15 protein-coding genes are annotated in these 13,281 nt (G+C 49.8%); 12 read left to right on the top strand and 3 right to left on the bottom strand.

Translation table 11 applies throughout. From position 1 onward, the window contains the following. Positions 1-84: 84 nt before the first annotated feature. The 3 genes from Dvar_RS09010 to Dvar_RS09000 form a co-directional block, all read right to left on the bottom strand. The gene (locus tag Dvar_RS09010) at positions 85-1,758 is read right to left on the bottom strand and encodes an intermembrane transport protein PqiB (protein ID WP_419661351.1); all 1,674 of its coding nucleotides are present in this window, start codon (positions 1,756-1,758) and stop codon (positions 85-87) included. Between the two features lie 208 nt (positions 1,759-1,966). Next, positions 1,967-2,584 (bottom strand): paraquat-inducible protein A, encoded by a 618-nt coding sequence (locus Dvar_RS09005; protein ID WP_419661350.1) that lies wholly within the window; start codon positions 2,582-2,584, stop codon positions 1,967-1,969. Then, complete coding sequence (locus Dvar_RS09000) at positions 2,572-3,207, bottom strand: paraquat-inducible protein A (protein ID WP_419661349.1); 636 nt, start codon at positions 3,205-3,207, stop codon at positions 2,572-2,574. Before Dvar_RS09000 ends, Dvar_RS09005 begins: the two co-directional genes overlap by 13 nt. Before the next feature lie 356 nt (positions 3,208-3,563). Here Dvar_RS09000 and Dvar_RS08995 point away from each other — a divergent pair, with 356 nt between their 5' ends. From Dvar_RS08995 to Dvar_RS08940, 12 genes are all read left to right on the top strand, one after another. Further along, entirely contained in the window at positions 3,564-4,169 is a 606-nt protein-coding gene (locus Dvar_RS08995; RefSeq protein WP_419661348.1) for a molybdopterin-dependent oxidoreductase, read from the top strand. Positions 4,170-4,216: 47 nt separating this feature from the next. Further along, positions 4,217-4,882, top strand: a complete 666-nt coding sequence (locus Dvar_RS08990) for a cobalamin B12-binding domain-containing protein (protein ID WP_419661347.1) — start codon at positions 4,217-4,219, stop codon at positions 4,880-4,882. A 4-nt stretch (positions 4,883-4,886) separates the two neighbouring features. Continuing rightward, a complete protein-coding gene (locus Dvar_RS08985; protein ID WP_419661346.1) occupies positions 4,887-5,948 on the top strand; it encodes a uroporphyrinogen decarboxylase family protein in 1,062 nt (353 codons plus the stop codon). Between the two features lie 245 nt (positions 5,949-6,193). Then, positions 6,194-6,973: a hypothetical protein gene (locus tag Dvar_RS08980; protein ID WP_419661345.1), complete on the top strand. Its 780-nt coding sequence runs from the start codon at positions 6,194-6,196 to the stop codon at positions 6,971-6,973. 135 nt (positions 6,974-7,108) lie between these two features. Further along, positions 7,109-7,318: a hypothetical protein gene (locus Dvar_RS08975; protein WP_419661344.1), complete on the top strand. Its 210-nt coding sequence runs from the start codon at positions 7,109-7,111 to the stop codon at positions 7,316-7,318. Between the two features lie 203 nt (positions 7,319-7,521). Continuing rightward, positions 7,522-8,154, top strand: a complete 633-nt coding sequence (locus Dvar_RS08970; RefSeq protein ID WP_419661343.1) for an SAM-dependent methyltransferase — start codon at positions 7,522-7,524, stop codon at positions 8,152-8,154. Between the two features lie 39 nt (positions 8,155-8,193). Continuing rightward, positions 8,194-8,811: a DUF1287 domain-containing protein gene (locus Dvar_RS08965; protein ID WP_419661342.1), complete on the top strand. Its 618-nt coding sequence runs from the start codon at positions 8,194-8,196 to the stop codon at positions 8,809-8,811. 54 nt (positions 8,812-8,865) lie between these two features. Continuing rightward, on the top strand, positions 8,866-9,279 hold the full coding sequence (locus Dvar_RS08960; RefSeq protein WP_419661341.1) for an isochorismatase family protein: 414 nt from the start codon (positions 8,866-8,868) through the stop codon (positions 9,277-9,279). A 21-nt stretch (positions 9,280-9,300) separates the two neighbouring features. Beyond that, on the top strand, positions 9,301-10,431 hold the full coding sequence (gene asnA, locus Dvar_RS08955; RefSeq protein WP_419661340.1) for an aspartate--ammonia ligase: 1,131 nt from the start codon (positions 9,301-9,303) through the stop codon (positions 10,429-10,431). Positions 10,432-10,659: 228 nt separating this feature from the next. After that, on the top strand, positions 10,660-12,102 hold the full coding sequence (locus Dvar_RS08950) for a BadF/BadG/BcrA/BcrD ATPase family protein (protein ID WP_419661339.1): 1,443 nt from the start codon (positions 10,660-10,662) through the stop codon (positions 12,100-12,102). After that, entirely contained in the window at positions 12,077-12,511 is a 435-nt protein-coding gene (locus tag Dvar_RS08945) for an HAD family hydrolase (RefSeq protein ID WP_419661338.1), read from the top strand. The genes Dvar_RS08950 and Dvar_RS08945 overlap by 26 nt, the downstream gene beginning before the upstream one ends. 503 nt (positions 12,512-13,014) lie before the next feature. Next, positions 13,015-13,272 carry a hypothetical protein gene (locus Dvar_RS08940; RefSeq protein WP_419661337.1) on the top strand — a complete coding sequence of 86 codons (258 nt, stop codon included), beginning with the start codon at positions 13,015-13,017 and terminating at the stop codon, positions 13,270-13,272. Positions 13,273-13,281: the final 9 nt, after the last annotated feature.

Raw genomic sequence — 13,281 nt, 5'->3', positions numbered from 1 at the left:
ACCCTGGGCAATGCATCGTGGGGATCATAGCCGCCCATGGTCAGCGGAGGACATATCGATGGAAGCGGCCCCAGGGAGAGATACTCAAGGGCTCGACTCATTGTCATCCGTTTCTTTTGATGTCTCCATCGTTTTTTTGGGAAACTTTTTTTTGGGCGGCGATTTTTTCAGTTTCAAGGGGATTTGTGGGGCCCACCGGAGCCATGATCCTTGGGCTTCATCATGCAGCTCGAAAATCCAGCCCTTTGCAACCGTTTTCCCCATGGCGTCACCTTCAGGCGTGGCAAAGGCCACCCCACCGGCAACCAGGGCTTCCAAGGATTCGGTTTTGAGCCCCGAGAAGAGCCCGAAATCCATTCCGCTGACATTGAAAAAGACGCTGTTTTCGCGCACCAGAGGCACATACCGTTTGTAGATGATCACATATATATTGACCGCATCACCGGTCGAGGCCAGTTCGGAATGGGAGACCTCACCCACCTGGACTTGCCGGAAGTAGACCGGCGATCCGGCTTTGAGCGATCCGCGACGTTCTCCCTGCAGGATGATTTCAAGCTGACCCCGTTCGGCCGTTTCCCCTGGCGCGCTTTTCAGGGCGACAAAATGCCGGGTGGGTTTTCCGTCAAGGTTTGGCTTCACATCGATATAGGTCCCCCCCACAATGGTTTCAAGCCCGGACACCTCAGAGAGGCTGACCTTGGGAGACACCAGCCAGAACTGTGTGCCTTCCCGCAGGGCCCGGTTGGCTCGCGGATCCATCATGACCGTAGCGGTAACGCCGGATAGATCGGGCAATACGACGACATCCTCCACCACACCGATGTCGATGCCCTTGAAGCGGACGCTGGTGCTTTTCGGTTTCAAGCCCTGTCCGGTGGCGAACCGGACAAAAATGGCAATCCCGCTCTGGGCCTCCTTATAATCTTCGTAGAGTTTGAATTTCTCCATATCTTCAACGGGCGCCGATGTCTTTCCCTGATTCGGGGTATCGAAAGCAATGCCCCCTTTGAGCATGGCGGTGAACGATTCGATGCGGATATCCAGATCCGAAATACTTCCCGAGACATGAAAGCCGCTAGCGGTCCAGAATCGGGATTGTTTGCTCACCAGGCTTTGATATTCCGGCAGAATATGGATGCCGATATCAAACGATTGATTGTCTTCGGCAATGGCAAGGGTCTGTACCGAGCCCACCTCGTAGCGCCGGTAGTAGACGGGACTGCCGTGTTGAACCGACGGCTGCACCGGTGACGTCAGGATCAGGTGTAATCCGGGAGCGCTTTCATCCAGGGGTGGGGGCGCATCCAGCGCTTTGAACGCCGATGCCGGCTGCCCGCCACCGGGCCGCATGGCGATATAGTTGCCGGTAACAATGGTCTCCAGGCCGGTAATGCCGGTCATGTTCACTGTGGGCGTCACCAGCCAGAACTCAGTATCCTGGCGGATCAGATGCTCGAGAGCCGGATCGAACTCAATCTGGACGTCGACGGTATCGCCTTTCTGGCTTAATGAGACGTCGCTGACCCTGCCGGCCGGGAGCCCTTTGTAAAGCACTTTTGTTTTATCGGCCATAATGCCCTCGGCGGTCTTGAATTGAATCACGACGTTGACCGGGGCATTGATAATGCTGTCATAAAACAGCCACCCACCAATAATCGCCGCAATGACGGGCAACAGCCAAATGATGGAAATGCGGCGTCTGGTTCCGGCGATGGCTTCGGGCAAGGCCTGACTGTCGACGTTGAGTTCTTCATTCATCGGATTTCTCCATATCCTTCCCCTAACATTGGGGGGGAGCTCCCATATTGATGAGCTCTTAAAAAGTGCCTTTTGGACGGATTCGTAAAAAGCCCGAGATCAAGGCTTGCGAATCCTGAGGAATACCGCCATCGCGGGTGCCGTAGGCAGCGTACTAATCGTACTCCGCAGTGACGAAGGATGAAGCGTAACGCCGATATCGGGCTTTTTACGAATCCGTCCATATTAATCGCTGGTCAAACACCATGGCGGCCAGCATGGTCATTACCACAGCCAGTCCGAAATAAACGGCCGCGGTATTGCCCTCGATAGATGCGATTTTGCCCATGTCCACCAGCTTGGCAGTAATGGCGATGACGAAAATATCCAGCATGGACCATTTCCCGATGTACTCTACCATACGATACATCAACGTTCGCTGGCGGGGGCTGACCCGCCATCTGAACTGAACCGATAGGAGCAGTACGACGATGCCGCTGATTTTCAGAAACGGCACCGCAATACTGGCGATAAACACAATCAGGGCAATGGGAATCATGCCGTGATGCAACAACAGTGCGACACCACCCATGATGGTAGAGGGCTCCCCTTCACCGAATTGGGACACGGTCATGATCGGCAGCAGATTGGCCGGGATCAGCAGAATCAGTGCAGTCAGGGTGAGCGCCCAGCTCTGACCGATACTGCCGTAATGACGCTGGCGTACGCCGGCCCCGCAGCGCGGGCAGCGTTGTCTGAAATCGGGCCCGGGCGCCATCCAGCGCAACCGTTTGTGGCATACGGGGCATTGGGTCAGGCCCACGGATTTGGCGCTTAACCATTGCATATGGCTTCGATCTTTCTCCATACATGATGATGGTCGAGGTTGATCTTCACGGCAATGCTGGCCAGCATCATCCCCACAAAACAGACCAGGCCGATGCCGGGCGTAACGGAGGCCATGCCGATCAATTTGATAACGGATACCAACAGTCCGATCATATAAACTTCGAGCATGGCCCAGGAATCGAGGTAGGTATAAAACCGGAAAAGCGTGGGCAGCGACAATATGTTGCGGCCCATGAAGACCTGCGCCAATACCAGGCCGAGCATTGAAAATTCCAACAGTGGCGCCAATACGCTGCAGAAAAGGACCATCAACGACACCGGGATCATTCCACTTTCGGCCATGGTGCGCACAGCGCCGATCATGGTGTGGGTTGACTCGATGCCTAAAATCGACATACTCAGGATCGGCAAAAAATTGGCCGGCCAGAAAAAAATCAGGCCTGCTGCAACGGCAGCCGCGGGTTTGGCAAGTCCCCCCAAACCGTGGCCTTTGATCGGAGAAGAACAGCGCGGACATCTGAAGGTCGACGAAACGGCCCCACTGGGCAGACGCATCAGCACATCGCACTCATGGCAGATGGTGAAGTCGGAATCGTTGTGTCTTAGCGTGTTATCATCCATCTAAAAACCATGTACCAATAAGTTTTTTAGCAGTTATCCATGTTGTTACAAATCGATGGGGCACGGGCTGATTTTAATGATGATCGTTTTCAAGTTTGGATAGAGATTTCAGATACATTAAGATTACCTTTAGTTGGCCTTTTCTGTCAAATTTTGGGACAAACGAAAAAAGAATTGGCTTTCTACCCGCAGAGCCAGAGGCAATTTGTTGCATTCCTTTGGCCCTCATTCTATTCGTATATTCTATTCTCATCTGTCGCTCAATCGGATCTATCAATTTGACATCGCCATAATTATTCAATAGCAACGATGTTTCTCTATTTTAATGAGAAACTCACTTTTCCAGGAACGTTATAATGAACCCGATCCAGCGGTTGTCATCCAGTGCCAAGAGACAGAAAAGTGGTGTTATCAAAAGCACCTGCCGCCTTTGCTACAATGGATGCGGAGTTCTTGTGCAGGTTGAAAACGGCCATCCGATCCGCATCATGGGTAATCCGGATCACCCTTTAAGCAAAGGTACCCTGTGCCCGCGCGGGCGATCTGCCCTGGAGCTTTTAGATCATCTCGACCGGCTTCGGTATCCGCTGAAACGATCGGGCCCCCGAGGGGCTGGATGCTGGACGCGCATTACCTGGGATGAGGTCCTGGATGAAATCATCCATGCGCTGGATGGGGTGCGTCAACGGCTTGGCCCCCAGGCTGTAGTATTCATGTGCGGCAGATCCAAAGGGACAAGTAACGATCACCTCAGCCGGCTGGCCAATATCTTCGGCATCCCCAATGTCTCCACCACATCGTCCATCTGTTATTCTCCGTGCGCGCTGGCATCCAAGAAAACCTATGTATTCATGGCTTATCCAGACCTTTCCCATCCTCCCTGCTGCATCGTGCATTGGGGATTCAATCCAAGACACACCCACCCACCGCTTTATCGGGATTGGGATGATGAAACATCGTAAAATCCCTGCGTGAGGATTGGACTATTGAACATTAAGGCGGTGCCTGAATGGTAGACCAGAAAGAGAACCCGACACTTTACCAGCAGCTGAGCCAGGCCGTGCTCGACTATGATGAAGTCCTTAGTGAACAGCTTTGCAAAAAGGTGATTGATGCGGGCCTGGACCCTGTTTCCGCGATCAAACAAGGCCTGACTGTCGGCATGGCTAAGGTCGGAGAATACTACAAGGCCGGCCGGTATTTCATCCCGGAACTGCTGCTTTGCTCGGATGCCCTATATGCCGGCCTGAATATCCTGAAACCCCATCTTAACGCGCAAAACCAATCGCAACAAGCGGGGAAAATTATCATCGGCGTCGTTGAAGGCGATATCCATGACATCGGCAAAAACCTGCTCAAGGCCATGTTTATCGCTTCGGGCTGGGATGTTTATGATCTGGGCAAGGATGTCTCCTGTCAGACCTTTGTTGAGCAGACAAAAGAGATTCAGCCGGATATCGTGGCCCTGTCGGCGCTGATGACAACCAGCATGATGGTCATGCCCAGGGTCATTGACGGCATCCGCGGTCTTGATCCTGATATCAAAGTCATGGTTGGCGGTGCCCCCATGTCACAAGACGTGGCCAGAAAATTCGGAGCAGACGGGTATGCACCGGATATTGTGGCCGGCGTCAATGAAGCCGAGCGCTTGATGTCCTCTACAACACAGGAGTAAGACAATGGACGACTGGTGGGAAAAACTCGCAGCCACGTACCGCTTTGACCCGGTGACGACGTTGGCCCTGGGCAGCATCGACACCGGCTTTACCAGTGTTGCGGCAGGGTTGTCCGTCACCGAGGCCTTTAACGATCCGGGAAAAAGCTTTAACGCCAGGCTTGAGGGAGAAAAGCGTTTCGGTTTTGCTCCCCTGCCCCGCATCATCCGCCACACCCTTCTGGGCGCCCATGACTTCGGCGGGGATGTCCGGCTGCCATCAAGCCCACTTGACCAGGCCATGAAAGTGGTTGCCCATCCGATCAGTGACGAATCAGGTGTTCTGGCACTCGAGGCACCGGACCCGAAAACCGCCGGTGGGATTGAAACCGCCATGCAGTTCTCAAAACTGCAACATCAAACCGGCGGCATTGTCTGGTTTCACCACCGCTCACCCTTTACCATGGCGGCCAATATCTGTGGTATGGAATGGTTTGGCCGCTGGATGATCAGAAAGCCCGATCTGTGTGACCATTTGATTGATATGGCGCTGGATCATATCTTCAACGTGCTGGATTACTGGATCGATACCTTTGGCAGTCATAACATCGCCGTGTATAACAGCAGTCCAATGGAAAGCAACCAGCTGATATCCCCCAAGCATTTTGAACGCTTTGCCCTGCCGAGCCATCAACGATATATCAACCGGTTAAACAGGTCGGGGATCACACGGTATTTTTTCCATGTCTGCGGGGAGCAAAATCACAACCTGCCCTATCTTTCAGGCATAGCCGACTGGCACCATCCAGCCATCATCAGCATCGGCCATGAGGTGGAGATCAGTGAGGCGGCCCGCTTCTTCCCTGAAGATATTATCTACGGCAACATCGATCCCCAGATCATCCAATCCGAGTCTCCCCAAAAAGTGGATCAGATCTGTCAGAAAACCCTTGAGCAAGGCAAAACCGTTGATGCGGGTTTTATTCTTGCGCTGGGATGCGACCTGCCGGTGTTTGCCCCCGTGGAAAATGTCTCTGCCATGAAGCATGCGGTAACAAAATTTCGGGGATCCACATTCGGGTTTTAAGTATATTTTTCTCACTATAACGTGTATTGTTTCCTCGATTTATTTTTTGCAATTCACGTCAAGCACTCTTTTGCCCTTGAATTTTCAAGAAATTGAAGCTGCGCTAATTTTCACTTGCGTCTGTTGTGGTTCCGGACCTTCTCCTTGAGTTCCTTTCTAATTGTCAAAAGGGTTTGGGGTGCTGCCAATGGCACAGGATTGTTTTTTGCCTGCATCCTTATCCTGAATAAGAAAGGAGCAACATTTTGAAAATTGTCACGCCAATACTGATAGCTTTCTTTTTATTTACAACAGGTTGCACCACATTGAACAATGTTGATTATCCAAGCTATCGGCTCAATGACAAGGCATATGAAAAATTTTCTCAAAACAAATCTGTATATGTCGCACCGATTGAGCCACTGTCCACAAGGGTTAGCAAAGACAGCAATTTCCGAGAGGTATATGGCGTGGTGCAGGCTGAGATCGAGTCCTACATGAAAAAGAATGGATTCAATGTCCTGCCGTCCGAGAAATGTGAAAGCACGTTTAACTCCAATATGTCTAAAGTCGGTGGGTTCTTTAATCAGGAAACCGGCAAAATGGACCCCAAGCTTTTGTCAAGCTGCGTAAACTATACGATTGCCGATTTAAAAAAGGACAGCGAATTTTCGGCAATCGTCATCCCCATTCTCTTTATCTCCCCTCTGGACCTTCAAAAGCCATACACCAGCGGAACTTGGGAAGGGGTTAAAAGAAGGGTTAAAATCAATACCAGTCGCGGCAGGACATTTTCGCCCGTGCAAACGATGTCGGTAAGACTGATTGTCGTGTCCAGTGATGGTGAGTTGATCTTTAACAGCGTTGGGGGAATCGATTTCGTCCAAAAAGTAATAGAAAAGGGGTCTGTGAGTGATAGACGCATTGCCTTGGTTTTGAAGGAACCTGAAGAATTCTCAATTGAGGGCATACACGAAGGAATTGAGATCGCTTTTCATCCATTTATTTCCTGCAAAAGGATTGGTGACGCAAAGGAAAAAGTGTAACTATAGCATTCAAGATAATGTTTTTGGGCTGCGTTATCGGTCGAAAGCGGTATTGATTATACAACTTCCTCCCTCTGGCCTTGCCAAAAACATTATCTTAAACACTATAAGTTGAGCGATTAGCCGTTATTGGAAATGCTTGAGAAATTAGAAAACAAGTCAAAATCGGAAACCGACAATGATTTTAACGATCCAGCTGCGCTGCAATACGATTGCGAAACGATCGAGAAACGAATTGATCTTTTGAACCGCTATTTCCTTTGCCGGATTGATAAAATTGATAGAAAGGATATTTGTCTGTCTGCGGCTGTAGATGCCATAGAATCAAATATTGGAAATTTTTGAAAGTAAATTCGGAGAACAGGATGGCCATTAGTACTTTAATAAAATTCATCGTGAAAAATCCAATTTCACTGATTTTTAGGATGAATAAGACACTGAATGTGTTTTACCGTGCTGGTTTTATTTCAACTGCAATTTCTTAAGGAGTATATGATGTTTTAAAAGAAGGTCCGGTCGGTTTTGAAGATATCCAAAGCAAATTAGGCATGGATTTCGATCCGGAAGGTCTAAAAGCCTGGCTCGACCATTCATATGGTGAGTTATTTGCCCGATCCTCCAGAACGGTTGAGCCGATTATAATTGATGTCGTTGATAAAATAATTCCTTCAAACGGAACCTGCCATTTATTGGAAGTGGGTTGTGGGTCTGGTATCTACATCAAGCGTGCTTGTGATCGGAACCCAAACCTTACGGTAACAGGCCTGGAACTGCAAGAGAAGGTCGCCGATTTTGCCAGAAAAAATACAACCATTTGGCAGATACAAGATCGCGTCAAAATCGAGAATACCGACATACGGCGCTACCGAAGTGACAAGCAGTTTGATATTGAAACATTTTTTAATCTTATTTACTATTTTCCAAAATATGAGCGGAGCGATTTGCTTCGCCATCTCGGCGGTTTTTTAAATACAGGCGGCCAATTGATATTGACCACGCTATGCCCGGCAAATGAATCATCTATTCAACTGATGAATCTTTGGGCGTCGATGACAGATGGTTGTGGTCCATTGCCTCATCCGGACAATGTGTGCGATAAACTCATAGATGCAGGATTCGATGAGATTAAATGTGAACAGCTTATACCTGCATTTTATTTGTTTAAAGCCCAGAAAGCATAGTGCAGACGTTTCGGGAATTACACAAGCGCCCATATTGCTATGAAAAAATGCATACTCATCATCGCAATCGCCTTATTATCGGCATTCTTGAACACCGCTGAATCCATCCAATTAACGGATTTCGTGAAAGCTGCGAGAAGCCAGATCGGAAAAACGCGTTTCTATGATCCAAGCTATCAGGTAATCGGCTACCCCAATGGAGATGTCGGCATCGAAAGAGGGGTTTGCACAGATGTGATCATACGTGCATTGAGAGACGCCTACAATTACGATTTACAAAAAGCGGTGCACCAGGATATGAAAGAAAATTTCACTAAATATCCTCAGATATGGGGGCTGAGGCAGCCGGACAAGAATATTGACCACCGCCGTGTACCCAATCTTCAGACATTTTTTAAAAGAAAGGGGTGGGCATTACCACTCTCCAACCCGCCCGCGGATTTCAAACCCGGCGATATCGTCACCTGCATTGTTCCACCGAACCTGCCCCATATAATGATCGTAAGCGACAGGCTGAACAGAAAAGGTATTCCCCTCGTCATTCATAACATTGGCAACGGTATGCAAGAGGAAGATCTTTTATTTCAGTATACATTAACCGGACACTATAGAATCAAGGGGCTTGAACAAGATTCGATTGGATCTCACGACAATTGACAAACACATAATTTTTCTTTGCCACAGGCATTGCGGTCGGATTAAGGAGGAATAATGAAAAAGCTTGTCTGGCTATTTTTGATGGTTTTTATCGCACAGACGGCAATGGCAGAAAGCCCACAATCCCACAATCAGAAAAATGAACGGATGAGCCCTGTTTTGCTGGTGATTGACGTTCAAAATGAACACCTGCAATTTATGTCTGAAAAGGAGAAGCCCATTGCATTTCGAATGATTAACGGATGCATCTGGCTATTCCGGCAAAAAGGACTTCCAATCATTCGCATATATCACACGCATCCTCAATGGGGACCGAAAATCGATTCAGAGGCTTTTGAATTCCCATCGTCGATCATGGTAACGGACGATGATCTAAAAATCGTTAAAAATTTCCCCAGTGCCTTTAAAAAGACCAAGCTCGATAGTATACTCAAAGAGAAAGGCTACAACACTATTTCAGCCAACTGATCGATAACAAGGAGAAACACCATGAACGATAAGAAAGCAGACTTGGCAGGCCCGGGGATCGGTGATTACGGCAAACTGATCAATGAGCTGCCAGATAATTACCAAGCCATTCTTACCCCAATGGAAAGAATGAAAGCTGTTTTTGCGATCAAGAACTACATTGAAACCAACCTGTGCAAGCAGCTCAACCTGAACATGGTTCAGGTCCCTCTGATTGTCGATAAAGACAGTGGTGTGAACGATTACCTGGACCGTGACGGCTCACGAACACCGGTTGATTTTCCCTGTGGCCTGGGGCTCGATCCCCCCATCCAAGCCCAGGTGGTACAGGCCGCCACAAAGTGGAAACGGATGGCTCTCGATCAGTTTCACTGCAAGGCTGGCGAGGGCATCTGCACCGACATGAGAGCGGTGCGCAAGGATTATTTCCTTGACCACGACCATAGCGCGTACGTGGATCAGTGGGATTGGGAACGGGTCATTACCCGGGAAGAACGTACAATCGACTTTCTCAAGGATATTGTTACGCGAATATGGGAGGTCATCCGGGACGCAGGTATCATGGCGCAACAAATGTATCCCCAGCTCAAAACGTCCAAGTATCCAGACTTTCCAGAAAAGCTCACGTTTATTCATGCCGAAGAGATCCTTGAGCGCTACCCGGATCTGCCCCGCAAAGAACGGGAAACCCGAATTCTTCTTGATCACGCACCGGCAGTCTTCATTATCGGCATTGGCTGGCCCTTGAAAGACGGCTACCCGCATGAGATGCGCGCCGCAGATTACGATGATTGGGCCACGGAAACAATTGTTAAAAAGGGTGAACAATATCACGGGTTAAACGGAGACATCCTGGTGTGGAACCCTGTGACCAAACGACGCCACGAGCTGACGTCGATGGGCATTAGGGTTACCAAGGATACCCTTAAAATCCAGCTCAAGATGTCAAACCAGGAGGATTTTCTTGAGCTCCCATACCACCAGGCGATTGTCAATGACCGCATTCCGCTCAGCATCGGAGGCGGTATAGGACAGGCTCGGACATTTATGTACCTCTTGCGCACAGCGCATCTGGGGGAGGTGACTATTTCCGTATGGCCAAAGGAGCTTAAGGATATCTGCAAAAAGAAAAATATACATTTACTCGAGTAGAAATCGTGCTTTCCGATTACGAGCACCGCTTCGCTGAGCACGAGCACGACCGACAGTCATTGGCGTTTTTTCGTGCTCGTGCTCGTAATCGATCATCATTTTTTACTATAACAGGCACAATTTCTCAACGGACCTATCTTTTCCCCGCACCGTCCCGTTCCCAGGGTGAGCTGATTGTCGCTTTCATGCGCAAAGCCAATATCCGCGCCATCGCCTTGCCACTCGAAGATGAGACATGCATCCAAATTCTTGTACCGGCAATACCGTTATCACCAGGGCCGGCAGGCGGCAACGGTGTTTGATTTACTCACCGAATTGCATGGGCATTTCAATATCTTTGGACGGGTTCAGGCGATGATGACCGGCTCTGGCAGCGTTGCCCTGTCACCAATTTTAAATGCATCCTATGCTCAGGAAGTCAGTGCAGTGGCCGCGGCCGTTGAAAACGAAGTCCCGCAAGCTCGGACCGCTATCGATCTGGGCGGCCAGGACGCCATACTGATCGTCTGGCAAACCGATCCGGGTACAGCGCACCGACGACGGTTCACCAATATGAACAAGAAGTGCGCCGGTGGTAGCGGCGCCACCCTGGACAGGATTGTGCATAAACTTGGCCTTGACCAACGTGCACTCAAACGCATTTGCTATTCTCCCGAACAGGTCCATCCGGTTTCATCCAAGTGCGGTATCTTCGCGGAAACGGATATTAACAGCTTAATCAAAAAGGGCATTCCGGCCGATGCCTGCCTGGTTTCCATCTGTGATGCCATCGTGCGGCAAAACCTGAGTACATTAACACGGGGCAAACCAATCCAGCCGCCGGTGGTGCTGCTTGGCGGCCCCCATGCCCATTGCCCTTGCCTTTGTCAGGCATGGGCGTATCAATTGAACAGACGCTGGAAACAGGAGGGTATAAGCAGCCATCAGGCTGAACCGCGTGTGATCGTTCCGGATGATGCCGTGTTTTTGGCCGCCCGGGGAGCCATACTGGCGGGGCGAAGCCGGCTGGACAACTCCACCCCGTCATTGCTGGCCGAACTTGACGACCGCGACCATTTCATCAGGCGCTGTGCAACCGCAGCCGGGCAAAAGGTGCTGCCTGGCCCAAAGCAACATCGGTGTTTCTCAATAAAAAGTGATTCGCCATGTCTGCTGAAAACGCCCTATCCTGTGATCCATACGCGCCCTGCCCATCCGTTGGAGATTTGTATTGGTCTGGATGCTGGATCCACGTCGACCAAAGCGATCGCCATCGACAAAGATGGCACGGCGGTGGCACGCGCCTATCGGCTGGCCCAGGGAGAGCCCATGGACAGCGCCAAAAGCGTGCTTCATGATATTGGCCGGCAAGTCGGCCATGACCGGAGCAAGGTTGCCGCCCGTATTCCGCATCTGGCCGTCGCGGATTTTCTGAGCTTTCGATGCGGTCCGGATGCGGCTGCGCTTCACGTTGTTGAACAGATCTGCCGCTGCTCAAAAACACCCTATTTTGCATTCCACGACATGGATCAAAACAAGCCGGACGGATCCTTGAAGATCCGGATCGAAACCATTGATCACTATCTAAAAAATTACGGCCGCCGGCTTGCGTCCGGGCCGTCGCCGGTTGAGTGCCAGATAGCCGCGGATACTGCCACGACCATGATTGAACCGACTTTACATCTTTGGTAGGCAGCGCCAGATTCCCAGTCTCCACCGGGACGCGATCCGCGAAATTACCAGGCATCGGAGCGCCGGCAGGCGTCTTTTCATCGTCTCTTCCACTCTGGATTATCTTGCCGACCCTATCGGCGAGTATGTGCAAATCGCGTCCAGATTTACCACCCGATTGGAGATCATTCGGGACCAATACATGGGCCGTGTGCTTGGTTCCGTATACTACGGCGTCCGCAAAGGCCAACTGTTGCAACGACTTGCCCGTAAAGAGAATATCGATCTTGAGCGCAGTTTTGCCTACGGCGATTCCGTTCAGGACGCGGCAATGCTTGAGCAGGTAGGTCGCCCCTGTGCGGTAAATCCTGACCGGGTGCTTTATAGATTGGCTCGTCAACGCCAGTGGGCGATCGTTTGCTGGCGCTAATTTTCCTTTCCCACTTGAGCAATTTCCGAACCTGCCCCATGCACAAGCAAGAAAACTTTACAGGAAACGCTTTTTCAACTATGGTTGGTCTGCCCCAGATGACGGTACTTTTTTAAATGATCCTGATCCATAAATTTTAATTGCTTTTCGGCAGAATTGGGATCTTTCACCAAATGGGAATCCCATACTCGACCCCAAAACAGTATTTTTAATCTGTTATCGCTCTATGTATGTCAATAAGGGTGCAGGCAAGAAATAATTCCTCCAGATGGCGCCGGATTTGTGTTCGCCAATCTTAATAAAATCAGGCAAGGCACATCCGCCGGTGCATATCAGGATATGTGCCGGTGGGTGTAACACCGTAGACACCACGCAAGGAGAAGCAAAAATGATGATGAAAGTGTCGTCATTGTAAACGACCAAGTTCAAGTATTCGGCAGCCCAATTTTGATTAAGCCTGCTAATCTCAGCGCTCAATAGTGCGTTATTTGTATAGAAGAGTAATGGAAATAGTATTTTCTGATATTGATCATGAGGATTTGGTTCATTGTTCCGAGCTATTTGTATCTGCCTTTAAAGAATCGCCGTGGAATGAAGACTGGGATATCAAAGATGCATTTGAAAGGCTGAAAGAAAAACAAGTGTCTCGAATTTACCTGATCACTCATCGAGAAAGCGCGTCTTCAATGTTTTATTCATCGTTGTCGTTCGAAGAAAATCCAAGCATTATGGTAATGGGGCTACAAATTGACGGCAGATAAATTATTTCA

The sequence above is a fragment of the Desulfosarcina variabilis str. Montpellier genome, assembly GCF_048565275.1.
Taxonomy (GTDB): domain Bacteria; phylum Desulfobacterota; class Desulfobacteria; order Desulfobacterales; family Desulfosarcinaceae; genus Desulfosarcina; species Desulfosarcina variabilis.
This window is presented reverse-complemented; position numbering and strand designations above follow the sequence as displayed.

What these genes read in the sequence shown, in the direction of transcription:
- Dvar_RS08990 (WP_419661347.1), top strand. Translation starts at nt 4,217, where the DNA reads ATGGTAGACCAGAAAGAGAACCCGACACTTTACCAGCAGCTGAGCCAG.
- Dvar_RS08965 (WP_419661342.1), top strand. Translation starts at nt 8,194, where the DNA reads ATGAAAAAATGCATACTCATCATCGCAATCGCCTTATTATCGGCATTC.
- Dvar_RS08985 (WP_419661346.1), top strand. Translation starts at nt 4,887, where the DNA reads ATGGACGACTGGTGGGAAAAACTCGCAGCCACGTACCGCTTTGACCCG.
- Dvar_RS09005 (WP_419661350.1), bottom strand. Translation starts at nt 2,584, where the DNA reads ATGCAATGGTTAAGCGCCAAATCCGTGGGCCTGACCCAATGCCCCGTA.
- asnA (WP_419661340.1), top strand. Translation starts at nt 9,301, where the DNA reads ATGAACGATAAGAAAGCAGACTTGGCAGGCCCGGGGATCGGTGATTAC.
- Dvar_RS09010 (WP_419661351.1), bottom strand. Translation starts at nt 1,758, where the DNA reads ATGAATGAAGAACTCAACGTCGACAGTCAGGCCTTGCCCGAAGCCATC.
- Dvar_RS08995 (WP_419661348.1), top strand. Translation starts at nt 3,564, where the DNA reads ATGAACCCGATCCAGCGGTTGTCATCCAGTGCCAAGAGACAGAAAAGT.
- Dvar_RS08950 (WP_419661339.1), top strand. Translation starts at nt 10,660, where the DNA reads ATGAGACATGCATCCAAATTCTTGTACCGGCAATACCGTTATCACCAG.
- Dvar_RS08940 (WP_419661337.1), top strand. Translation starts at nt 13,015, where the DNA reads ATGGAAATAGTATTTTCTGATATTGATCATGAGGATTTGGTTCATTGT.
- Dvar_RS08975 (WP_419661344.1), top strand. Translation starts at nt 7,109, where the DNA reads ATGCTTGAGAAATTAGAAAACAAGTCAAAATCGGAAACCGACAATGAT.
- Dvar_RS08960 (WP_419661341.1), top strand. Translation starts at nt 8,866, where the DNA reads ATGAAAAAGCTTGTCTGGCTATTTTTGATGGTTTTTATCGCACAGACG.
- Dvar_RS09000 (WP_419661349.1), bottom strand. Translation starts at nt 3,207, where the DNA reads ATGGATGATAACACGCTAAGACACAACGATTCCGACTTCACCATCTGC.
- Dvar_RS08970 (WP_419661343.1), top strand. Translation starts at nt 7,522, where the DNA reads ATGGATTTCGATCCGGAAGGTCTAAAAGCCTGGCTCGACCATTCATAT.